General features: G+C 53.5%; 19 protein-coding genes. 9 read left to right on the top strand and 10 right to left on the bottom strand.

The genetic code is table 11. The features are described 5' to 3' along the window. Positions 1 to 4: 4 nt before the first annotated feature. Genes GSQ70_RS17590 through sctW form a run of 7 tightly spaced genes read right to left on the bottom strand, consistent with a single transcriptional unit; the run spans position 5 to position 7,701 of the window. Complete coding sequence (locus GSQ70_RS17590) at positions 5 to 1,054, bottom strand: FliM/FliN family flagellar motor switch protein (RefSeq protein WP_158783751.1); 1,050 nt, start codon at positions 1,052 to 1,054, stop codon at positions 5 to 7. Continuing rightward, positions 1,051 to 1,716, bottom strand: a complete 666-nt coding sequence (locus GSQ70_RS17595) for a type III secretion system HrpP C-terminal domain-containing protein (protein WP_158783752.1) — start codon at positions 1,714 to 1,716, stop codon at positions 1,051 to 1,053. Before GSQ70_RS17595 ends, GSQ70_RS17590 begins: the two co-directional genes overlap by 4 nt. Beyond that, on the bottom strand, positions 1,713 to 2,177 hold the full coding sequence (locus GSQ70_RS17600; protein WP_158783753.1) for a hypothetical protein: 465 nt from the start codon (positions 2,175 to 2,177) through the stop codon (positions 1,713 to 1,715). The genes GSQ70_RS17595 and GSQ70_RS17600 overlap by 4 nt, the downstream gene beginning before the upstream one ends. Further along, positions 2,164 to 3,525: a type III secretion system ATPase SctN gene (gene sctN / locus GSQ70_RS17605; protein WP_370521118.1), complete on the bottom strand. Its 1,362-nt coding sequence runs from the start codon at positions 3,523 to 3,525 to the stop codon at positions 2,164 to 2,166. The genes GSQ70_RS17600 and sctN overlap by 14 nt, the downstream gene beginning before the upstream one ends. Next, entirely contained in the window at positions 3,519 to 4,418 is a 900-nt protein-coding gene (locus GSQ70_RS17610) for an FHA domain-containing protein (RefSeq protein ID WP_158783755.1), read from the bottom strand. Before GSQ70_RS17610 ends, sctN begins: the two co-directional genes overlap by 7 nt. Before the next feature lie 10 nt (positions 4,419 to 4,428). Continuing rightward, positions 4,429 to 6,537 carry a type III secretion system export apparatus subunit SctV gene (gene sctV, locus GSQ70_RS17615; protein ID WP_158783756.1) on the bottom strand — a complete coding sequence of 703 codons (2,109 nt, stop codon included), beginning with the start codon at positions 6,535 to 6,537 and terminating at the stop codon, positions 4,429 to 4,431. Positions 6,538 to 6,549: 12 nt separating this feature from the next. Then, complete coding sequence (sctW, locus tag GSQ70_RS17620; RefSeq protein WP_158783757.1) at positions 6,550 to 7,701, bottom strand: type III secretion system gatekeeper subunit SctW; 1,152 nt, start codon at positions 7,699 to 7,701, stop codon at positions 6,550 to 6,552. Between the two features lie 299 nt (positions 7,702 to 8,000). Between sctW and GSQ70_RS17625 the strand changes: the two genes are divergently transcribed. The 3 genes from GSQ70_RS17625 (at position 8,001) to GSQ70_RS17635 (ending at position 10,896) form a co-directional block, all read left to right on the top strand. Further along, on the top strand, positions 8,001 to 8,543 hold the full coding sequence (locus GSQ70_RS17625) for an RNA polymerase sigma factor (RefSeq protein WP_158783758.1): 543 nt from the start codon (positions 8,001 to 8,003) through the stop codon (positions 8,541 to 8,543). 198 nt (positions 8,544 to 8,741) lie between these two features. Further along, positions 8,742 to 10,208 (top strand): PAS domain S-box protein, encoded by a 1,467-nt coding sequence (locus tag GSQ70_RS17630; protein ID WP_158783759.1) that lies wholly within the window; start codon positions 8,742 to 8,744, stop codon positions 10,206 to 10,208. Positions 10,209 to 10,254: 46 nt separating this feature from the next. Further along, complete coding sequence (locus GSQ70_RS17635) at positions 10,255 to 10,896, top strand: response regulator transcription factor (protein ID WP_158783760.1); 642 nt, start codon at positions 10,255 to 10,257, stop codon at positions 10,894 to 10,896. A gap of 9 nt (positions 10,897 to 10,905) precedes the next feature. Here GSQ70_RS17635 and GSQ70_RS17640 read toward each other — a convergent pair whose 3' ends face one another. Beyond that, positions 10,906 to 12,015 (bottom strand): hypothetical protein, encoded by a 1,110-nt coding sequence (locus GSQ70_RS17640; protein WP_158783761.1) that lies wholly within the window; start codon positions 12,013 to 12,015, stop codon positions 10,906 to 10,908. 288 nt (positions 12,016 to 12,303) lie between these two features. On the opposite strand from GSQ70_RS17640, the gene GSQ70_RS17645 reads away from it, so the two are divergent. The 6 genes from GSQ70_RS17645 (at position 12,304) to GSQ70_RS17670 (ending at position 17,791) form a co-directional block, all read left to right on the top strand. After that, complete coding sequence (locus GSQ70_RS17645; RefSeq protein WP_158783762.1) at positions 12,304 to 13,383, top strand: malate/lactate/ureidoglycolate dehydrogenase; 1,080 nt, start codon at positions 12,304 to 12,306, stop codon at positions 13,381 to 13,383. 356 nt (positions 13,384 to 13,739) lie between these two features. Further along, the gene (locus GSQ70_RS26045; RefSeq protein WP_233268338.1) at positions 13,740 to 15,977 is read left to right on the top strand and encodes an S-type pyocin domain-containing protein; all 2,238 of its coding nucleotides are present in this window, start codon (positions 13,740 to 13,742) and stop codon (positions 15,975 to 15,977) included. Then, entirely contained in the window at positions 15,974 to 16,234 is a 261-nt protein-coding gene (locus tag GSQ70_RS17655; protein ID WP_233268339.1) for an immunity protein, read from the top strand. Before GSQ70_RS26045 ends, GSQ70_RS17655 begins: the two co-directional genes overlap by 4 nt. Positions 16,235 to 16,386: 152 nt before the next feature. Further along, positions 16,387 to 16,821, top strand: coding sequence for an S-type pyocin domain-containing protein (locus GSQ70_RS17660; protein WP_233268340.1), 435 nt, complete (start codon positions 16,387 to 16,389; stop codon positions 16,819 to 16,821). 14 nt (positions 16,822 to 16,835) lie between these two features. Then, positions 16,836 to 17,108, top strand: a complete 273-nt coding sequence (locus tag GSQ70_RS17665) for a hypothetical protein (RefSeq protein ID WP_158783763.1) — start codon at positions 16,836 to 16,838, stop codon at positions 17,106 to 17,108. A gap of 440 nt (positions 17,109 to 17,548) precedes the next feature. Continuing rightward, positions 17,549 to 17,791: an immunity protein gene (locus GSQ70_RS17670; RefSeq protein ID WP_158783764.1), complete on the top strand. Its 243-nt coding sequence runs from the start codon at positions 17,549 to 17,551 to the stop codon at positions 17,789 to 17,791. 237 nt (positions 17,792 to 18,028) lie between these two features. Here GSQ70_RS17670 and gntT read toward each other — a convergent pair whose 3' ends face one another. Further along, positions 18,029 to 19,345 (bottom strand): gluconate transporter, encoded by a 1,317-nt coding sequence (gntT, locus tag GSQ70_RS17675; protein ID WP_158783765.1) that lies wholly within the window; start codon positions 19,343 to 19,345, stop codon positions 18,029 to 18,031. A 167-nt stretch (positions 19,346 to 19,512) separates the two neighbouring features. Then, a complete protein-coding gene (locus GSQ70_RS17680) occupies positions 19,513 to 20,436 on the bottom strand; it encodes a hypothetical protein (RefSeq protein WP_158783766.1) in 924 nt (307 codons plus the stop codon). Positions 20,437 to 20,539: the final 103 nt, after the last annotated feature.

Here is a 20,539-nt window from a genome sequence, read left to right on the forward strand (position 1 = left end):
ACGGCTACCAGGTGCCCCCGTTCAGCGGGTTCTTGCTGCCCGGCAGCACGTGAGTAATTTGTAGGCCCAGCTTCCCTTCCACATCCACCAGCTCCCCTTTAGCCAGCGGATAATCACCGTGGCAGAGGATCGCTTCCCCCGGGGTGACGTTCTCAATCATCACCATTGCGCCAGGGCTGAGCGTCGTAAGCTCGCCCAGGGTAAGTTTGAGCTGGCCACAACGAACCGACAGGGACAGCGGCAGCGGGGCAAAATCAGTCGCCTCAGTGACCGGCTCAGCGTCCCAGTGGGACTCGGGGTGGTTCTGGTGTTCGTGCTCAAACTCGTCAGGGGTCAGGGTCACGTTACGTTTCTCCATCTCGGTAAGATAAAAATGGGCCATCGTGCCAGGCTGCATCTGCAATTCCCCCTGTAACAGACGGGTGCCGCAGCGAACCACACCGCGCCCCTCAGGGGTAAAATACAGCTGCGGAGGCAGCAGGAGATCCCCGCGTCGCAGGGACTGCAACTCCGCTGGCGACAGCACTAAGTCGCCGATAATCATCGGCAAAGTAAGCGTCATGCTTTCCGGTAACGGCATTACGTCCTGTTGCCATCCGGATTTTTTCAGAAGCGATGACAAACACCGGGCGGAGAGAACCAACAGGCTCTGCGCGCGCTGCATGCCCCACCCCACATTCAGCCTGAGCAGGAACTCGCCTGTCTCAACGTTCTCCTGCTCAGGGCTTAAGTGGCCGAACAGCGTAAGAAGTTCGGCAGAAAGTTGCTGATGCCACCACGGCCAGTACCAGTCCTGTTCAGGAGCCTGCTCCGCATGGGCAAAAGTCGGGCAATCGGACATCAGTGACAGCACCGGCTGCGCGTCCGAAAACTGCAGCATTCCCGCATCGCAGCGCCAGTGGCTCATCTCCGCAACCTGGCAATCATCGGCCAGCGTCAGCCGCAAAACGCCAGGTTCGCCCGCCAGCGTAAAGGGATAGAGAAGCCCTGCGCCGATGCGCTGACGCAGTTGTGCCTCCTGCTGGCTGACCAGCCGGAAATTTAAGGCGTTCATGAGTCCGGCTCCTGACGTTCACCCTGTTCACGACGTTCAAAACGCAGGCGCACCCGGCAGGCCATTCTCTGCCTCAGCGAGAAGCGGCAGCGTTCCTGATGGGGCAGCAGCGCCTGCCAGGCAGCAGGCTGCAGATGCAGGGCAATATCCCAGCCGCCAGCAGGCAGGGCGGACATCCACGCATCAACATGGCCCAACTTCGGCAGGATTAGCGTCAGCTGCATTTCCCCCGGTGGCTGAGAACTCATCGCGTCTGCCAGCGCCGGTTCAATCTCCTGCCACATCGCCATCGCCGGAGGGGCGCTACCGACACTCTCCTCCAGTTGAGAGAAACCCTGCTGTTGATCGGAGCCTGCATCGTTGAAAGCCAGCAGCGGACTCATCACGTCGTCGCTGTCCAGCAGCGAACTGAACAGGTCATCTTCCTCGCGCGTTGGGCGGCGGGGTTCAAAACGGGGAGAAGTGTTAGTGATAGCCGCAGCAGGCCGGGTACGGTCGGGCTGCGGAGGCAACGCTCCACGGTTATCACGGTTTCGCGCATCACGCGCCTGCAAAAACTGGCTGCGGGCATGCCGTTGGGTATCGCGTTTTTGCTGCGTCTGCCGCTCGGTAGCCTGCTGGAGCTGATGCTGCAGCGCCGCCTGAGAGAGATTACGGATCATCCGGCAATCTCCTGTTGCTGTAGCAGATAGTTAAGCTTCTCCATTTCACGCAGGCGCAGGCGCGTTTCCTGCTGCGCCTGTTCTACCCGCTGCAACTGCTCGCTGCGGGCCAGGGCCAGCTGATGCAGACTGAGGCGTTCGTCATCCACCTGCTGCTGTGCGTGCTGCTCCTGCTCCAGCGCGCGCTCAAGACGATATTTCGCCTGCTGCACGCCACAGTTTTTCTGCACAAACGCCTGACGCAGCTGCTGGTATTCCCCCTGGCGTTCCTCCAGCCTTTGCTCTGTCTCTGTGGTTTTTTCAACAACCTTCCGCAGAGCCTGCTCCTGCTCTCTCTGCTGCCGCTCACTGCGGCTGAGGCGCTGGCGGCGGATTGGTAACAGCAGGTTCAGCGTTCGCTGCAGTTCAGCCGCGGCGGCATCAGTGTCGGTTTCAGGTTCAGGATTACTATGACGGCGCATAACGGCTCACCTCTGACAGTTGAAAACAGGTCTGGTCAAAACCGGACGGATCGCGCATTGCCTGCTGCAGATAGCCATTGATCGCCCCCTGAGCCTCCACGGCCGCATCGGTCAGGCTGTCGTTGCCCGGCTGGTATTCTCCCAGGCGGATCAGCATTTCCACCTGCTGCCAGGCCGACATCAGCCGGCGGATTGCGGTCGCCTCGCTCACCTGCTGCCGCGCCACCACGCTGCTCATGGTACGGCTGAGGCTGGCGAGAATATCAATGGCGGGATAATGGCCCCGCTCCGCCAGTTTGCGGGTCAGCACAATGTGGCCGTCGATCAGCGATCGCACCTCATCGGCGACCGGATCGTTCATGGAATCCTGCTCAATCAGCACCGAATAGAGCGCGGTGATGGCCCCGGTGGAAGTCTGCCCGGCCCGCTCCAACAGCGTGGGAAGCAAGGTATAGACTGAGGGAGGCAGACCGCCACGGCCCGGAGGTTCACCCAGAGCCAGGCCAATCTCACGCTGGGCACGGGCAAAACGGGTCAGAGAATCGAGGATCAGCAGCACGCTTTTCCCCTGGTCCCGGAAGGCTTCCGCAATTGCCGTGGCGGTGAAGGCGGCGCGGGCACGCTCCATACTGCTGCGGTCTGACGTGGCGCAGAGCAGCACGGTACGACTGCGCAGTTCGCTATCCAGCTCGTGGTCGAGGAATTCACGCAGCTCGCGGCCACGTTCGCCAATCAGCCCGAAAACAATCACATCGCAGGGCGTATTACGCGCCAGTTCAGCCAGCAGGGTAGTTTTGCCGCAGCCTGCTCCGGCGAAAATCCCCACGCGCTGCCCCACGCCCAGGGTAAGCAGACCATCAATCGCTCGCATGCCGGTTGGCAGCGGCGTGTCGATCCTCGGTCGCTCGGTTGGCGGCGGCGCATCTCCCAGCACCGGTTTAGCGCCCGTTTCGCCAGGCTGAGCAAACGCACTGACGCTGCCCTCTTCAATCGGCCGACCAAATCCATCCAGCACACTGCCCAGCAGCTGGTCAGACACGCGAATACTGTGAGGGAGATAGAGTGGCGTGACTCGTGCCCCCTGGGCGATACCGTCCAGCTGCCCCAGAGCAGAAAGCAAAGTGTGCTGAGGATTAAACCCCACCACTTCCGCCAGCACGCGGGTATTGTTTTTTCCTTCGATACGGCACAGATCGCCGATGCGCGCGCGCGGCAGGCTGCTTTCCAGCAAAATGCCGCTGATGCCGGTAATGCGACCATAAATCTCCACCGGCGCAAAGCGGGCCAGGCGCTGCTGATGCTGAGCAAACCAGTCGTCAAGCTGAGCGGTCAGGGCCTGCATCACCAGTTCACCTTAATGTGTTCACGTCCGGCAAACTCCACCTCGCTGGAGGTGATGGCAACCAGCCGCAGTTCATCAACCTGATCGCCAATAAACAAGCGCTCACCGGCATCGGTCACCACATTGGCCCGCTTGCCGGTGGTAATTTGTACGATACGGAACGGCAGTTTGGCATTGCGCGCACGGGTGTTGTTCACCAGCTTAGGCATTACGCTGTACTGCGTCTGGAAGCGCACCAGCATTCGTTCAAGAATTTGCAACTGGTCTTTATTCAGCTCGCCATTCAGGATCATCCGCCCTTTATCCATGTCGATTTTCACGCCCGGTGTCAGCCCACGGTCGCGCAGCATCGCCACCAGCGGCGGGCGTACTTCCTGCAATGTCTCCAGCACTTTGCGGTTCGAACCTGTTGTAGAGGTCTGGGCCACGGTGGGTTGCAGGATCCAACTGATAATGGTGAAGCTCAGCAACAGGATCAGGCTGACGGACAACACCTGAACGCCACGGGAGAAAGTACGCGAAGGGGCTGGTGTGGCTGTGACGGCTGGAGCGGCCTGAACCGGAGCGGGTTTTGGGGGTTCGGGAGCCGCCTGCATCTCTTCCCACGGCAGTTCAGCAGGGACCAGACTCAGCCAGATATCGCCCAGTGCAAAAGGCCGATCCGGCTCCAGCGGATCCAACAGCTCCTGCTCTTCTCCGGCAGCAGTCAGAAGCTTGCCCTCCATCGCCTGGAGCTGCCAGCGCTGCTCTGCAAACAGCAGCGTGGCGTGATGTGCAGCCACTCCCGCATCGGTCAGCAGCAGATCCGCATCGTCAGCCTGGCCCAGCGTCCACTGGCCGCCGCTGACGGGTAAAGCCGCTCCCTGATGGCGGCCGCTCAGCACTCGTAGCTCAAACATAACCCACTCCTTAAGCATCAAAGGACTCGACGGACTCGTCCAGATCCAGACGACCGACAACGTTGATCGACAAGTTGGACTGCAGCTCCGCGAATGACAGCACCGGCACCTGGTGAAGTTCGTCCTGAATCAAACCGCGCAGTGGACTGCGAAGATCCTGGGCCACCAGCAGCACTGCGATGCCCGGATTTTCAGGCCGGAAGGCATCGCGAAGCTGCCCGAGGATCGCCATGTTTTGTTCCTGGGTCAGGGCAAAGAAGACTTCACTCTGCGTCTGGCGCAGTGCATCGCGCAGCTGCTCTTCCATCTCCGGGGTCAGCAGCCAGACGTGCAGGCCGTCATCCTGAGTGTACTGATAGCAGATGTGTTCCTTCAGCGAGATGCGCACCAGGTCGGTCAGCAGGCTGATATCGCGTTCGTGCTGACCATGCTCGATTAACGCCTCGGCAATCGCCCGCACCGAGCGTAGCGGAATGCGTTCCGCCACCAGGTTCTGCAGCACGCTGGAGAAACGGGCAATCGGCATCACGCGCTGCAACTCCTGAGCCAGCTCCGGCTGTTCTGTCTCCAGCCAGCCCATCAGCGCGCGGGTTTCCTGCAGGCCGATAAAATGCGGGGCGCTGGCGTGGATGGCGTTCTCCATGCGCTTCATCAGCAGGTCATGGAAATTCCAGCGCGGCACGTCTTCGTTTTGCAACAGAGGATGGCCGGCTGGCAGCCACAACAGCTCGCTCTCGCGGCGGGTATCCATTCCGGCAACCACGCCCTCTTCTTCCGCCAACTGAGGATGATCTTTGCTGCTGACAGCGAGCAGACCAACGTTGAACGTGCCGATCACTCGTGGGATTTCGTAGACCGAATAGCGGAATTCATCTGCAGGCAGCGCGTCCTGAAACTCGATATCAAAAGCGGGCAAAGTAAAGCCGTAGTTATAAACGATGCTGTTGCGCATCCGGCGGATTGCCTGCACCAGCTCCAGCGTCTCTGCCGTGCCGCGTGCGCTGCTGGGAAACTGCAGCAGATAGGGCCGCGTCGGGTTGAACTGGCGTAAATCTTCGGTGCCGTTAAGCTCTGGTGGGATCACCTCATTTTCCATTTGCGGCAGGTTCGACACCAGCACCCTTTTCGCCCGCCAGACCTGAAAACTGCCGGTCGCCAGCGTCAGAACCGCCAGCATGATAAACACGCCGGTCGGCATCCCTGGCAGCAGCGCAAAACCAAACATGCCAATCGAGGAGAGGATCCAGGCTTTCGGCTGGCTGGTCAGCTGTTCGGCGATCTCCCGGCCAATGTTGTTATCCTCGCTGGTGTCGCTGTCGGACGAGACGCGGGTGATGATCATCCCGGCCGTCAGGGAGATCAGCAGTGCCGGGATCTGGGCAATCAGGCCGTCACCAATGGTCAGCACCGAGTAGGTATGCATCGCATCACCGGCAGGCATGCCCAGCTGCATCACACCGATGCTGAAGCCGCCGATCAGGTTGATAAACAGGATCACCAGCCCGGCTATCGCATCGCCCTTCACAAATTTCATTGCGCCGTCCATAGCTCCGAACAGCTGGCTCTCTTTCGCCAGGTCGACACGGCGGCGTTTGGCGGTATTGACATCAATCAGGCCGGCGCGCAAATCACTGTCGATCGACATCTGCTTGCCCGGCATCGCATCCAGCGTAAAGCGGGCAGCCACTTCCGCCACCCTTTCCGATCCTTTGGTGATCACCAGAAAGTTGACCACCGTCAGGATTAGAAACATCACCATCCCGACCGCGAGGTTGCCGCCCACCACAAAGGTGCCGAACGCCGCCACGATATGCCCGGCATCCTGCTGTACCAGAATCTGACGGGTGGTTGAAATAGAGAGCGCCAGGCGGAACATGGTGGTCAGTAACAGCACCGCCGGGAAGCTGGAGAATGCCAGCGGCTTCGGCAGGTACATCGCCAGCACCACCAGCAGCGAGGAGAGACAGATATTCACGGCAATCAGGGTATCAATCAGCCCCAGCGGCAGGGGGATAATCAGCATAAAAACAATGGCCATCGCGAACATCGCCCCGATAATTTCGGAGCGCTGCATGGCGCCCAGTGCGATGCGATTCAGAACCAGAAACATGCTGTTCATACCCTTCTCCCGCTAGCCTTTCGCCGCTGCTTTGTTCTCGTTATTGACCAGCATGGTGATCACCCCACGCAGCAGATTCGACGCTTCAGTCCGGTTTTTGCGGTCGCGCCATAGCATCAGCGGCATATCGTTCATCAGCGGCAGCAGACCGTTGAGGAAGCGCATCTGCGCCGCGGGTTTTTCTCCGGCGTACTCTTTGCCGATTGAGGTAATGTCCCGGGGTTGCAACCCGGTTTCTGCCACGTTAAGCAACCGGCGGGTCATATCCAGCCCGCTCAGTGCGGAAGGCGGAATTTTGCCGCCCGCGCGCAGCCGATCCAGCAGCTTGTCGCTGTCGGCAATCAGCTGAGTCAGTTGCCCGGCCTCGCTCAGACCAAGGTGGATTTTGTGTAGCGATCGGGAAGAGAGTGAGGGCGTCAGCGAGGCGATATCTTCTGCCAGCGCGCGCTGCAAAGTGCGCAGGCCCGGCATAAATTGCGCACGACCAAAGCGCTCCAGCAGGCTGTCGAGGATCACCGAAGCCGACTGGTGCTTGACGATCCCATGGTAGTAAAGGTTGCGCATCGACTGCTTTTCGGTCGGGTCGGTGGTGAAGCTGGCAATCGCCGTAGCGGTATTCAGCCCCGCCCGCACTTTATCGCCATAATGTTCATGCAGTGCGTCCAGCCCGTGACTGGCCGCAGCCGCAGTTTGCGTGTCGCCACTACGGTCAGCCTCGCGCAGGGTCATCCGCAACAGCAAATCGCAGCGTGCAGGGTCGTTATCAGCAGCCTCGACCAGCGCGTCGGCCTCCGGTTCCTGCCCTTTATTCAGCACGCCCTTAAGCGCACTGAGCCGCGTTTCCAGCCGATCCTGCTGCTGTCCGTCCAGCAGTTGATAAAGTTCAGCCAGTCGTTCGATACGCTCCACCGCACCACGATTGCTGCGCAGATGCTGAGTATTAATCTGCCGCCGGTTCAGCCCTTTGGTTTTCTTCTCTACCTTTTCGCTGAACATCATGCCGATCTCTTCCAGCGAATCCGTCAGCGAGTCTGCGGCCGACTGGGTATTCACCGGTCGCGCACGCACGTCTGCGCCCGCCGTTCGCGAAGACGGGACATCCTGCTTAAGCAGCGTTTTTGCCATCGCCTGCTGAAACTGAAGTGAGGACTGAACTTTTATCATTGCGCACTCGTGGTTGATTTCGCGATTCTCTTACGTGGCGGCAAAGGACAATAAGTTCCCGAATAAAAAAATGGATAACTGGTATTTAAAATGTGTGATTTTACTGAAACTTTAAACCGCCGTTATTAGTGTTAAAAGTTGCACAGCTATTTCCCGATTACGGCCATGTTTTGTCTCAGATAATTCTTAATTAAAATAAAGAACACTGGAATAACCCCGCCTCACGCTTTTTTTTCGCCTGGCACACTCCTTGCTATATGACGTTCTGCAGGCTGTTAATTAATTTCAGGAGCAAGTCAATGTTAACTTCTTCAACCGCAGAATTGTCATTTTCACCTGAAGCACCGGTCGTTATTTTATGGCAGGAGATCCTCTGTCAGCAGAATCGCAAGTTGCATAATTTTATTCGTAAGCGCGTCTCCAACCGGGAAGACGTGGAAGATATTGCGCAAATGACCTGCGTGGAAGTGCTGCGCAACAGTCATAAGTTTTTAGGCGCTTCCCGCCCGGAAACCTGGCTGTTTGGCATCGCCGCCAATTTGATCCGCAACTATTACAAAACCCATCAGAACCGGTTTTTGTTCGACAGCCTTAACGAAGATAACGTGTTGGAACTCATTCATGATTGCGATCCCAGCGACATCATCGCTAATGATGAACTGCTCAGCGTAATGGCCCATTCCATTGATAAACTGCCGGAAGACACCCGCCAGATGCTCTCTATCCTGGTGGAACGCAATGGCAGCTACCAGGACGTGGCAACCTCGCTGGACATTCCACTGGGTACGGTAAAATCCCGCCTCTCCCGCGTCAGGGAGGCACTGAAAAGCACAATAAGCTGAACAAAGCTAATTTTTCAGATTGTAGCGCGATCAATTTATTTATCTGCGTGGTAGCTCAATTTTCAGATGAATATTGATGGTCACCAGAGGAAATATTTGCTGTAATTGTTCCTTGATGGGAAAATTCCAGGTGCCGCCGGGTAAGCGGTAATAATATATGCTTATCACACATTCATTTATGCACAATCAGAGAGAGAAATGCTTTCTTCTGAAATATTCAGCTTTAATGTGACTAAAATCCCTCACGACGGGCGGGCTATTTTGCCTGACTTTGCCCTTGACAAAGTCAATGACGCCATCTATTTAGTCGCGCCGGATGCCAGTCTGGCTTATCTCAATAATAAAGCCTGCGAAATGCTGGGTTATAAATATCGCGAGTTGATACGATTAAGCTATGCCGATATTGAGGGAGAATTGCAGGATCCGGATGTCGCCGCGCTGTGGTGGAAACTGAGCCTGCGACCGGAAGGGATCCGCTTCACTTCGCAACACCGGATGCGCAGCGGCGAAATTATTCCGGTGGAGGTCAGTTCCAGCGCTTATGAACACCAGGGGCAGACTCTGGTGCTCTGCGTGGTGCGCGATGTCCGTGAGCTGAAGCAGCGTACCGAGCGCTATCTGCAACAGGAGCAGCAGTTCCGGACGCTGGTGGAGAACTCCCCCGATCTGATGGCCCGCTTCGATACCGATATGCGCTGCCGGTACGCCAACCCGCTGGTGCTGGAGCTGATTGGCTGCAGCGAAGAGCAGGCACGCGGCTGGCGCTTAACGGACACCATCCCCTTTGATGAGGTGGGTATGCGGCTGTTCAGGCTCGTCTCCAACACCCTGGCGCGGGGTGAAAAAAGCGAGGCGGAGCTGGAGGCCCGTTTTGGCGATCGCTCAATGGTGCTGCATGTTCGCTGCGTGCCGGAGTACGATCTGAAAGGCGAAGTGGTCACCATTCTGGCGGTGGGCCGTGATATCAGCCGCCTGCGGGAAGTGGAAAATGAAGTGCGCGCCGCCCATCACCAGCTACGCCTGCTGGCAAGCAATCAGCAGGAGCAAACCGAGCAGGAACGCAAACATATGGCGCGTGAAATCCATGATGAGCTGGGCCAGCACCTGACCAGCTTACGCGCCGGGTTGTCGGTGATTGGTATGCAGGCTGGCAGCCCGGAGCAGGTCACGCAGCAGGTGAATTATCTGATGACGCTGATCGACAGCACCATCCAGGTGGTCAGGGATGTCTCCACGCGCCTGCGGCCGAATATGTTGAATATGGGGCTGGTGCCCGCGCTTGAGTGGCTGCGCGATGAATTTGTCAAAAACGGCGGCTGCAGCTGCATGCTGATCGTGCCGGAAGATAAACCGGTGGCGCTCAGCGATCAGGCCGTGACGGCGGTGTTCCGCGTGGTACAAGAGTCGCTGACCAACATTTCCCGCCATGCGCAGGCCAGCAAGGTTTCTATTATCGTGCAGACCAGCCGCGAGTCAGTGGTGGTACAGGTACGCGATAACGGCAAAGGGTTTAAAACTCAGAACGTGCGCCACGATGCGTTCGGGCTGATGGGGATTAAAGAGCGGGTGGATATGCTGAATGGCCTGGTGACCATCACCAGCCACCCCGGGGAAGGGACACAGCTGGAGCTGACGCTGCCACTGACAGCCAGACAGTCACAGTGAGCCACTATGCTTGTACATTTACCAGGGCTCCGACCAGGGAAACAGGATGAATGAAGTTATTAAGTTAGTGATTGCCGATGACCACGCGCTAATGCGTGAGGGACTGAAGCAGATTTTTGCTCTGGATGAAAATATTGAAGTGGTGGGGGAAGCCGGTGATGGCAGCCAGGTGCTCGAAAGGCTGCGGCTCGGCGGGCTGGATTTGCTGCTGCTGGATATCTCCATGCCCGGGATCAGCGGGGAAGATTTAATTAATCGCATCCATTCACAGTACAAAAGCCTGCCGATTCTGGTGCTCAGCATGTTCAACGAGCCGCAGATTGCCCGGCGGGTGCTGAACTGTGGTGCGCTGGGTTATATCACCAAAGATAAAAATCCGGATGCGCTGTTAACGGCAATACGCAGCGTGGCGAAGGGATCGCGATATATCGACCACGATCTGGCGCAGGAAATTGTGTTTGCCGAATATCAGAACGGCAACCGCGCCCTGCATGAAACGCTGACCACCCGCGAGCGCCAGATCCTGCTGATGCTGGCACACGGCGAAACCATCAACGCCATTGCCGATGCGCTGTCGATCAGCAATAAAACCGTCAGCACCTATAAATCACGGATGATGGATAAGATGCAGTTTTCCAGCAATGCCGATATCGTTAAGTACGCCATCAGCCATCATCTGGTGCAGTAGCGCCTGCCGTCAGGTTTCTGGCGGCGGCTCTTTAATGGTCGTTGCTTCCTCAACGGGCAGCGGTTCTTCCGGCACTTCCGGCTGCCATTGGCGATGATGGCGCTTACTGACCAGGAAGACCGGCGTCGCCAGGAACAGCAGCAGACTGCCCGCCATCCCACAGACCAGCAGGCTGATGCAGCCCGCCCACCCTTCTCCAACGGTTAATCCCGCCACCACCAGCGACAGAATAAAGAAGAAGGACAGCGTCAGGCTGACCGGCCAGATATTGGTGATGTCCATCTCGCTGAGCGCCATTTTCACCGGCTTGACGGCGCGCCTTTCGGCCTCCTGCTCTGCCCGGATTTTTGCTTTTACCGCTTCAAGATCGACACAGGGTGCAACAAAATCTTCCGCAGGCTGTGGATGGTACAACTCTTCAAAAATACGGCTGATAGGCGGAAAAGTCAGCGGCCAGGTGGCGCTGTGTACGCCATAAGTTGTCAGCGCCGGAAGCGTGATACGCGGCCACAGCACCGGTTGCAGATAGCGATTGTTCAGCACCACCCAGCTCTGGCGCGAGACGCCTTTATTAACATGATAAAGGCGGAAGCGGTCGGCCGGGGGATAGTTCAGATTGCTGACCCGCGCGGTAATGGCGGAAATATGCCGCTGGCGGCAGTAGTTGACGCGACTTTGTCCCTGCCCTGCCAGCAGCACGCCGAGCGCAGGAAGAAAGTACCAGGATGTGCTTTCGGCAGCAAACGGGCTGGCAAGATGTTCCCTCAGCCGCTCTTCGCTGCTGCCGCTGAGGTGTTCCGGCCACCAGCGCCAGCTGCGGGCAATGACCCGCTCAGTGGGCACCTGAAATACGCCCAGCGGTTCGGTTTGTGCAGGCAACATCGCAAAGGGGAAAATTTTACTGAAGAAGGTCAGCGCATCATCCGGGCCATCCCATTCACCGCTTGCTTCCAGACCATGCAGGTTACCGGTCAGCTCTCCCCAACCGGTTTTGCCGAGCATATCAATCTGGTATTTGGTATCCGCCAGGCGTTTGCCCAGCCGCAGGATCTCCGAGGGGATCCCCTTTAGCGACAGTTCGGGGACCGTCGGGATGGCTTCATTATGTTCACTTTCCATACTGCGTCAATCCCCAAAGGATAAGCAAAGTACCGGCTGACCTGCGCCTGAAATGTGGCAAATTTGCCTTAACAAGGAGGGTGTTTTTTATCGCCGTCATAAATTTGGCTTTAGTCAAAAAAATCAAAGTATTTCAAGGTGATAGTATACTTATTTTGGGTAATTATTAGCAACTCCGTTAATGAAATCCAGCCCTTCAGCCCACGTTTTTTTCAACGATTGCCACGACAGTGAGCAATTAATCGTTTAAAAATAAACAGTAAACATGGAGTGAATGGAGAAAAAAACATGCGACAAAACGAGGGCGAAATAAGCATCGACAGCGACAGGCTTACCCGGCTGGTACAGACGCTGTGGCGTGCCGCAGGCAGCAGCGAGACGGAAGCCCGCCTGGTGGCTGACCATCTGGTGCAGGCTAATCTGAGCGGACACGACTCGCACGGTGTCGGGATGATCCCCAGCTATATGATTTCGCGCCAGCAGGGCCATCTGCAGCAGAACCAGCATGTACAGGTGGTAAAAGATGCTGGTGCGGTACTGACGGTGGACGGCAATAACGGGTTTGGTCAGGTGGCAGCCTGTGAAGCGATGTCGCTGGGTATTGAACGTGCGCAACAACTGGGAATGTGCGCGATTGCCCTGCGCAACACTCACCATATAGGCCGTGTTGGCCACTGGGCCGAGCAGTGCGCCCGCGCAGGTCTGATCTCCTTCCATTTTGTTAATGTGGTGGGCGATCCAATGGTCGCTCCGTTCCATGGCAGTGACCGCCGCTTCGGGACCAACCCTTTTTGTGCCATTTTCCCCCGTAAAGAGCAGCCTCCCCTGCTGCTGGATTTCGCCACCAGCGGCATTGCCTTTGGTAAAACCCGCGTTGCCTGGAATAAAGGTGTCCAGGTAGCGCCGGGCAATCTGATTGACCATAAGGGAACGCCAACTGTCGAACCCTCGGTGATGCACGAAACCCCCTACGGCTCGCTGCTGGCGTTTGGACTACATAAAGGTTACGGGCTGGCGGTAATGTGCGAAATTCTCGGCGGCGCATTGTCCGGCGGCCAGACCACGCACCAAAGCTCGTTGCAGACCAGCGTGGAAGCCATTTTTAACAGCATGACCACTATCATTCTTGATCCAAAAGCCTTTGATGCCCCTCAAATGCAGCAAGAAGCTGAAGCCTTTATCGACTGGGTGAAAGCCTCACCGCAGGCAGATGACCAGCCGATTCAGGTTCCAGGTGAATTTGAAGAGGCACAGCGGGCAGAACGGCTGCGGGATGGCATACCGGTTGATGCCAATACCTGGCAACAAATTCTGGCTGCCGCCCGTGAAGCTGGCATGTCGGAGAGCGAACTGGCGGAATTTATTTAATATTGAAAACCCGGCTCGAGGCCGGGTTTGTTAAAAAAATGAGAATTTTGCATTTAAAACAGCTCAAAAAATATTTTTCGCCTCATCGCTGAAATACCTTCCGTAAAATTTAAACTACCGAGCACTCCATAAACGTCAAAATAAAAACCAATCAGCTAACGACAATCACTTAACTAACAACAAGCCACAAACATCTTATTCACAGGCAGTTTAAATAACACCATGCCCGTTCAATTAATTAAATCGCTACAATTCTAAAAAACCCTTTATTCTACATCGGTCACAAAACCAAATTAGACATTGTGCAATATGAAGGTTGTTGAGATGGAGTAATTTAAAAATAAAAGGAGAGTGACATGAGTGACGAAGGGACAATGAATGTAACCGCCGATGGAGGAAGCAGCTCTAAGCCTGGCGGAGATAGCCCGCAGGGACATGCAGGTGACCGCGACAGTTCTTCAACTTCAGGTAATGGCAATACAAAGGGAAATAACGGAGTAAAGAACGTTCCGCGTGACAGAGCAGATGCAATTTCCCGTACGGCTGGTATCGACCCAGGTATTTTCAACTATTACTATATCAATGAAGATGGCGATCTTATTGGCGTATCATCTTTATTATCCGTGGGATTTGTAGAATTAAATGACTTCGAACCAGGAGGAATTAACTTAGGTCCGGCACCAGCAGATCTGCTGCACGACTATGGTAATAGTGGTAAGGGGACGAGTAGCAGTAACAGCACCGCGGGCAGCAGTGCTTCCTATAAGGGGGATATTTCCGATGCACGTATCGCAGCACTGAATAAAACCATTGCTGACAATGCAAAATTAGCGAACAGCACTCAGTCTGGTCAACGAATTAGGAAAGCAAAACAGGCGACAAAAGAGGCGCAGGCAGAGCTTGCCGTCATTAATTACGTTCGCCAAAAACAAGCTGCGGAACAGGCTGCTGCAGCCGATGCTCAGGCAAGAGCTGAAGCAGAGGCCAGAACAAGAGCCGAAGCAGAGGCCAGAGCAAAAGCTGAGGCAGAGGCCAAAGCAAAAGCTGAGGCAGAAGCCAGGGCAAAAGCTGAGGCAGAAGCTAAAGCAAAAGCTGAGGCAGAAGCCAGGGCAAAAGCACAAGCTGAATTGAACGAGAGAACCAAAGCTACTTTTGAAGAAATGCAGAATCATTTTGCCAGAATCGAAGCAGAAGAAAACGCAAGGGAAGCCTACAGCAAAGCTGTAAATGCATATAATGAGGCAAGAATTCAAGCCAGAGAGGTAGATGAGGCCAGAAATAAAGCATTAAACTCGGTTGGACTGCAGCCCCAGGATCAGGTGCCAGGATATTTTGTCCCTTCAGTCAATGAATTAATGAAGGCCGCTGGCGCAATGACCTTTAATCGCGCCGCTCACGGTGGATTTCAGATGGCTGTTGCTGGTGAAGGAACATTAGTCACCTCCGGCGCAGCATCTACAGCAATAAGCAATGCTATATCAAGAGGTGTTTCCGCTTTGCTGGGCGCTTCCAGTCTCAGCGCCGCAGCAATTGTTGCTGGTTTCTGGCCTGCTGAGGCGGGTAAAGGCAGCGACCAGGTTCCTGGACGCGACGTAGCGGCTCTGTTCACTGTTCCGGTATCGCTGCTGACCGGTAGCCGTGATTCTGTTAAGCCCGGAATGAAAACGGTCGACATGCCTGTCCGGGGCGCACTGGTGATGGATAACGGTCGCCTGGCGCTGAAGCTGATGAAAACAGGTGACGGCAAAATATCCCGCACAGTTCAGGTACTTGAGGCAAAACGGGATCAGAATAGCGGTCTGGATAGCATTACGGTGCCAGCTCAACCAGGACGGCCAGCCCGAAACATTCTGGTTAACCCTTATCTGGCTGAGGCTGCACAAGTTATGCAGCCTGAAATATATCCCGGCGTACTTCCCGGCAGTGACCCGTTAAACCCCGTACTGGATATACCCCCTCAGGTTCCCGTTCCTGCCCCACCGCTTCATACAGGAACGGAAATAAAACCGGTTGATAATATACAGATCACGACCACACCAGGTACGGAAGACGATCTGCGGGATTTTATCTACTGGCAGCTTGACGACAGCGAGACGGGCGTGGAGCCAGTCTATGTGATGTTGAATGAGCCTTATGGTAAAACCAATGCGAAAGGCGAATACAGCGGCCGGGATTACAACAAAGACAATGCAGGCGGTCCGATACAAAATCTCGACTGGAGAGGTGCTGAAATTGACCGTGAAGGTATTGATAAGGTGAAATTGCATACTGGCCGGTTTAATGAATCAGATGCTAACAAAGTCATGATTGACCGTCTGGAGAAAATTCTAAAAGGTGAGATACAGGCCACGGATGTCGATAAACGCTTCTATACACATGAGGTTAGAGAGCTCGAGCGATACAGGAACTTAGGTATAAAAGATGGGAAATCACCAGAAAGTATTAAGAAACAAAAAGCTGTATGGAACGATACGCATACTGCCTCACTGGAGGATTACAAAATAAATGAAAAAGATAAACCTCTTTACACCGAAGAGGCACTAGAAGCAGCTTATAAACAGGAATTAAAAGATGCTATTGGAGGAACAAAATGATCTCTTTGACTGAAATAATTAAAAATGAAAGTGTTGAGGATGTATTATCCTTTTTGGGACCAACGTCTGACTATCGGAAGTTGGACAGATTATTCACATATAATAGGATTGAAGTGGTAACAAGTGGTGAGTTGGCAGAAAAATATGATGAATTGTTTAAAACTGGAGTTCTACAGGATCACAAAGGTGAAGTAATCAAGGGCCCAAACTGGGCCCCCCCTGCTTTCGTAACCGAGAAAAAATACGGTATCGAATAGTTTCAGTTAGTTTTCAATAAGCATGTTTTAATCAACGTCCGACAAATGAGAATTTGTCGGATATTTGACTTGCTTAAGCGCGGAGTGACCTGCGGGATTTTATCTACTGGCAGCTTGACGAAAGCGAGACGGGCGTGGAGCCAGTCTAGGTGATGTTGAATGACCCTTATGGCAAAACTAATGCGAAAGGCGAATACAGCGGTCGGGATTACAATACTGACAATGCAGGCGGTCCGATTCAAAATCTGGACTGGAGAGGAGCCGAAATTGACCGTGAAGGTGTGGATAAGGTGAAATTGCATACAGGGCGATTCAATGATAGTACAGAGAACAATGTCATGATTGATCGACTGGAAAAAATTCTTAAAGGTGAATTGGATACTACCGATACCGACAAACGGTTTTATACTCATGAAATCAGAGAATTGGAACGATACAGAGCCTTGGGAGTTAAAGACGGTGAGTTACCAAAAAATGAAGGTGAGGTTTGGAATAATACCCACACAGCAACCTTGGAGGATTATAAACTAAGCTCTGATCAATCGCTGCTATATACTCCTGATGCGTTAGATTACACTCACGAATAATTAAGGAATTTAAAATGTATGATTTTGATGCAATGGTTAAAAATGAAGAAATGAAAGACGTTATTTTGTTCTTAGTTGGGCGCCGGGAGCAAGGTATGTCACATCCATCATTAGACAGGTTTTTTTACATCCATAAAGCTAGCGAAAAATATGAGTCATATAATATAAGGTTAATTAATGAAGCTGAAAACCTCAAAGCTTCTCAGGAGTTAATTCCAGGTTATAAAACTGGCCCTAACTGGAAAGCTCCTGACTTCATGGTCGAAAATAAATATTATATTAGATAGATACTACAGTTTAGAGTTTCAGGGTGGAGAACTCCACCCTTAACATTAGCGTTCCATAATAAAATTGAAGCTTGAGCATCGTCACAAAAGGTCGGGGCATTGACAGGCAAGAACCTTATAAACACCTTGATAAGGATACATTCATCCTTTAAAGATATCATCATAAGACATTAAAAAATCTCGCTAATTTTTTATAAATACTCCCTTTGCGATAGCATTGATTAAAATACACGAAGTAAAAAATCACCTTAGCATGGGAATATATTTATTTTACAGGAAAAATAAATACTATCAGCTTAGCGCACACAGACAAAACTCATACAGAAACTTTATAAGATTACAAAATTGATATACGGACACAACCAATGTATACACCTGAAGCTCTGGATGCCTATAAAAAACAAGAATTAAGGAAAAACAAATGACCGATTATAAAAAAAATGATTGAAAATGAGAGCGTTGAAGATGTCTTACTTTTCCTTGCTCCATTAACATCATATCCAGGCATTGACCGGTTGTATGAAAGATATAATTTTGAAGCAGTTGCTTCCTGCTTACTGCTAAGAACGCACGGTAAATTGATTGAGGAAGAGAAACGTTCAGAAAACGACAAAGGAATGGCTATTATGGGTCCTAATTGGAGAGCGCCATCATTTATGATTGAAAAGAAATATAATATCTGACATTCCAAATTACTTTTAAAGAAAATTGGGACGAGAAACTTCGCCCCATCTTTGAAAACAACCACGGGCATGACTGATTCGGCCATGAAGAGCTCTGGTAATGATCATTTATCTTTCAGCTCTCGTTAAATTTAATATGGCGTTGGCCAGTGCAGAAAAATTGAAGTGGTAGAATAAACCTGAGGGAAACCTGCAGAGGGCGGGCAAGATTTCCCGTCGTCTGCAGGCCATTCAGTATCAGAGCATTGCCTGCAGTGCCAGGCAGCCAATCAGGCCGCACACGGCGATGATGGTTTCCAGTACTGACCAGGAACGCAGGGTTTCACCAATGGTCAGGTTGAAATACTCCTTAAACAGCCAGAAGCCCGGATCGTTGACGTGCGAGAAAATCACGCTGCCCGACCCCACCGCAATCACCATCAGTTCAGGGCTGACCCCGGTAGTGGCAATGATTGGCGCGACAATTCCGCCTGCGGTAATTGCCGCAACGGTCGCCGAGCCAAGCGCGATACGCAGGGCTGCCGCAATGGACCACGCCATCAGGATTGGCGAGACTGAACTGCCTTCCATCATCCCTGCAATGTATTTGTCCACGCCGCCGTCCACCAGCACCTGCTTGAACGCCCCACCGCCGCCGATAATCAACAACATCATCGCAATAATTTTGATGGAGTCGGTCAGGGTGCCCATCACTTCATCCATAGTACGGCCGCGATTCAGACCGAAGGTAAACAGCGCGATCAGCACGGCAATCAGCGTTGCCATTATCGGGTCACCGAAGAATTCGGCATACGGCAACAGCGCATGTCCCTTTGGCAGCGCCATTTCAGCAACCGCCCGCAACGCCATCAGCACGACCGGTACCAGCGAAGTCCAGACGCTGACCGCAAAGCCTGGCATCTCTGCATCACTGAAGGTTTTCGGGTTGTACAACCCTTGCGGGATTGGCTTATCAATGCCTTTCAGGAAGCGGGCAAAAACCGGTCCGGCAAGGATTACCGTTGGGATCCCCAGAAGCGTGCCGAAGAGCAGAGTTTTCCCCATATCGGCATGGAACAGGGTGGCAATTGCCGTCGGGCCAGGATGAGGAGGCAGGAAGCCGTGAGTCACTGACAGCGCTGCCGCCATCGGCACACCGACAAACAGCAACGGGACGCGGGCAGCCGCCGCAATGGTCAGCACCAGTGGTAGCATCAGCACAAAGCCAACTTCGTAGAACAGTGCAAAGCCCACGGTAAAACCGGTCAGTACCACCGCCCACTGAATATATTTCTTACCAAACTTACTGATTAACGTTGTGGCAATCCGTTGTGCACCACCGCAGTCAGCCAGTAATTTGCCGAGCATGGCACCAAAGCCCATGATCAGCGCCAGACTGCCGAGCGTACCGCCCACACCGGCTTTGATGGAACCGATCACTTTATTGACAGGCATTCCCTGCATCACACCGACCGCCAGCGCGACAAGGATTAGGGCAATAAAGCCATTTAGCTTAAAGCGGATCATTAGCAGCAGTAACAGCACTACGCCAATCGCAACGATGACTAATGGCATATATTTTTCTCCGGTAGGGATAAATTATTGTTTTTATGTTACCGGGAACATGTTAGCGGTAACATTCCACACCGGGAATGCCCTGTTAACGGGGAATTTACATTTTGAGATGAAGATCAAATTTTTGACACAGATGGCCGTTTCCGGCCATTGGCGCGCGTTTCCTTCTACCAGGGATAGCGCACTTCCTGCTTAACCTGCTCAACCGTTGCCAGCGCCAGCCACTGACAATATTGTGGAATACGGCTGCGATCGAGCGCGTCAGGATCAACCGACTGATACTCCCCTTCGCGCAACTTGTATTTAGAAAAGCACCTGTCAGTGGTCACCGCATGGATATGAAGTGTCATAGAATCAATCAGTTCATCAAGATCGCTCTCGACATCGAGGATACGCTCCCGCCCGCGATACAGCATCTCCCAGTAGGCTTCATTCGCGGCAATTTCTGCTGCGTACATCGTCGTCACCCCACGGAACCAGCCTGGCCATTTCCCCCAGTTCTTTTCATCTTTACCAAACGCTTCCAGCAGTACCTCGCACCAGTGGATTTGTCGGCGCAGAAAAGGGAGCATCAGGTCAGAAGAAGCCAGTAGCGAGCTTCCACAACCGAAAGAGGAGAAATGCTTAACGCCATGGCGCTGGCAGAAGTTCAGCATATTGTTTTTAAAATCGTCGCTGGAGTGATAAAGCCCGCGTCCGTGAACCGGAAAGCTGGGGCGAAAATCAGCAAGATGGCGGGTAAGAAAAACATCGGCATCCGTTCTCAACAGGTACTCATACTGAGCCGCAGTGGCATCAACATGCTCCCCGGAAAGACAACCAATTGAATTATAGAAGTGATAATCCTCAAAAGGGGTGCCTGCCACCGCTTTTGGCAGACAGGGGATAAGGATAATTCCCGGCTCATTGGGGAGATCTTTTCCCACTTCAGGATGGTGTACCACAAGCAAATCAGACGTGTGGTAGCAGCCGCTGTAAATCCAGCTTTTATACAGCCAGCTGAATTCTTCCAACATTTTGGGGGAATTATCGACATAGAGCATAATGCCGAGGGATTTGACGTCGTCTGTTAAAAAATTTCTAATTTCCATATTATGCTCCTGAAAATCCATGTTTTTTTCAGGAACATTTATTGGAATAAGCTGGCAGATAGAAAATGTTCCTGACTCCTGCCTGCCAGTTTACCATTCCCGC

Source organism: Pantoea sp. BAV 3049, assembly GCF_009765445.1.
Classification (GTDB): domain Bacteria; phylum Pseudomonadota; class Gammaproteobacteria; order Enterobacterales; family Enterobacteriaceae; genus Erwinia.

Excerpts from the sequence above, each read along its gene's own strand:
- sctW (WP_158783757.1), bottom strand. The coding sequence starts at position 7,701 with ATGATAAAAGTTCAGTCCTCACTTCAGTTTCAGCAGGCGATGGCAAAA.
- GSQ70_RS17595 (WP_158783752.1), bottom strand. The coding sequence starts at position 1,716 with ATGATCCGTAATCTCTCTCAGGCGGCGCTGCAGCATCAGCTCCAGCAG.
- GSQ70_RS17590 (WP_158783751.1), bottom strand. The coding sequence starts at position 1,054 with ATGAACGCCTTAAATTTCCGGCTGGTCAGCCAGCAGGAGGCACAACTG.
- GSQ70_RS17635 (WP_158783760.1), top strand. The coding sequence starts at position 10,255 with ATGAATGAAGTTATTAAGTTAGTGATTGCCGATGACCACGCGCTAATG.
- GSQ70_RS26045 (WP_233268338.1), top strand. The coding sequence starts at position 13,740 with ATGAGTGACGAAGGGACAATGAATGTAACCGCCGATGGAGGAAGCAGC.
- GSQ70_RS17660 (WP_233268340.1), top strand. The coding sequence starts at position 16,387 with ATGTTGAATGACCCTTATGGCAAAACTAATGCGAAAGGCGAATACAGC.
- sctV (WP_158783756.1), bottom strand. The coding sequence starts at position 6,537 with ATGAACAGCATGTTTCTGGTTCTGAATCGCATCGCACTGGGCGCCATG.
- GSQ70_RS17645 (WP_158783762.1), top strand. The coding sequence starts at position 12,304 with ATGCGACAAAACGAGGGCGAAATAAGCATCGACAGCGACAGGCTTACC.
- GSQ70_RS17655 (WP_233268339.1), top strand. The coding sequence starts at position 15,974 with ATGATCTCTTTGACTGAAATAATTAAAAATGAAAGTGTTGAGGATGTA.
- GSQ70_RS17600 (WP_158783753.1), bottom strand. The coding sequence starts at position 2,177 with ATGCGCCGTCATAGTAATCCTGAACCTGAAACCGACACTGATGCCGCC.
- GSQ70_RS17610 (WP_158783755.1), bottom strand. The coding sequence starts at position 4,418 with ATGTTTGAGCTACGAGTGCTGAGCGGCCGCCATCAGGGAGCGGCTTTA.
- GSQ70_RS17665 (WP_158783763.1), top strand. The coding sequence starts at position 16,836 with ATGTATGATTTTGATGCAATGGTTAAAAATGAAGAAATGAAAGACGTT.
- GSQ70_RS17670 (WP_158783764.1), top strand. The coding sequence starts at position 17,549 with ATGATTGAAAATGAGAGCGTTGAAGATGTCTTACTTTTCCTTGCTCCA.
- GSQ70_RS17640 (WP_158783761.1), bottom strand. The coding sequence starts at position 12,015 with ATGGAAAGTGAACATAATGAAGCCATCCCGACGGTCCCCGAACTGTCG.
- GSQ70_RS17630 (WP_158783759.1), top strand. The coding sequence starts at position 8,742 with ATGCTTTCTTCTGAAATATTCAGCTTTAATGTGACTAAAATCCCTCAC.
- GSQ70_RS17680 (WP_158783766.1), bottom strand. The coding sequence starts at position 20,436 with ATGGAAATTAGAAATTTTTTAACAGACGACGTCAAATCCCTCGGCATT.
- GSQ70_RS17625 (WP_158783758.1), top strand. The coding sequence starts at position 8,001 with ATGTTAACTTCTTCAACCGCAGAATTGTCATTTTCACCTGAAGCACCG.
- gntT (WP_158783765.1), bottom strand. The coding sequence starts at position 19,345 with ATGCCATTAGTCATCGTTGCGATTGGCGTAGTGCTGTTACTGCTGCTA.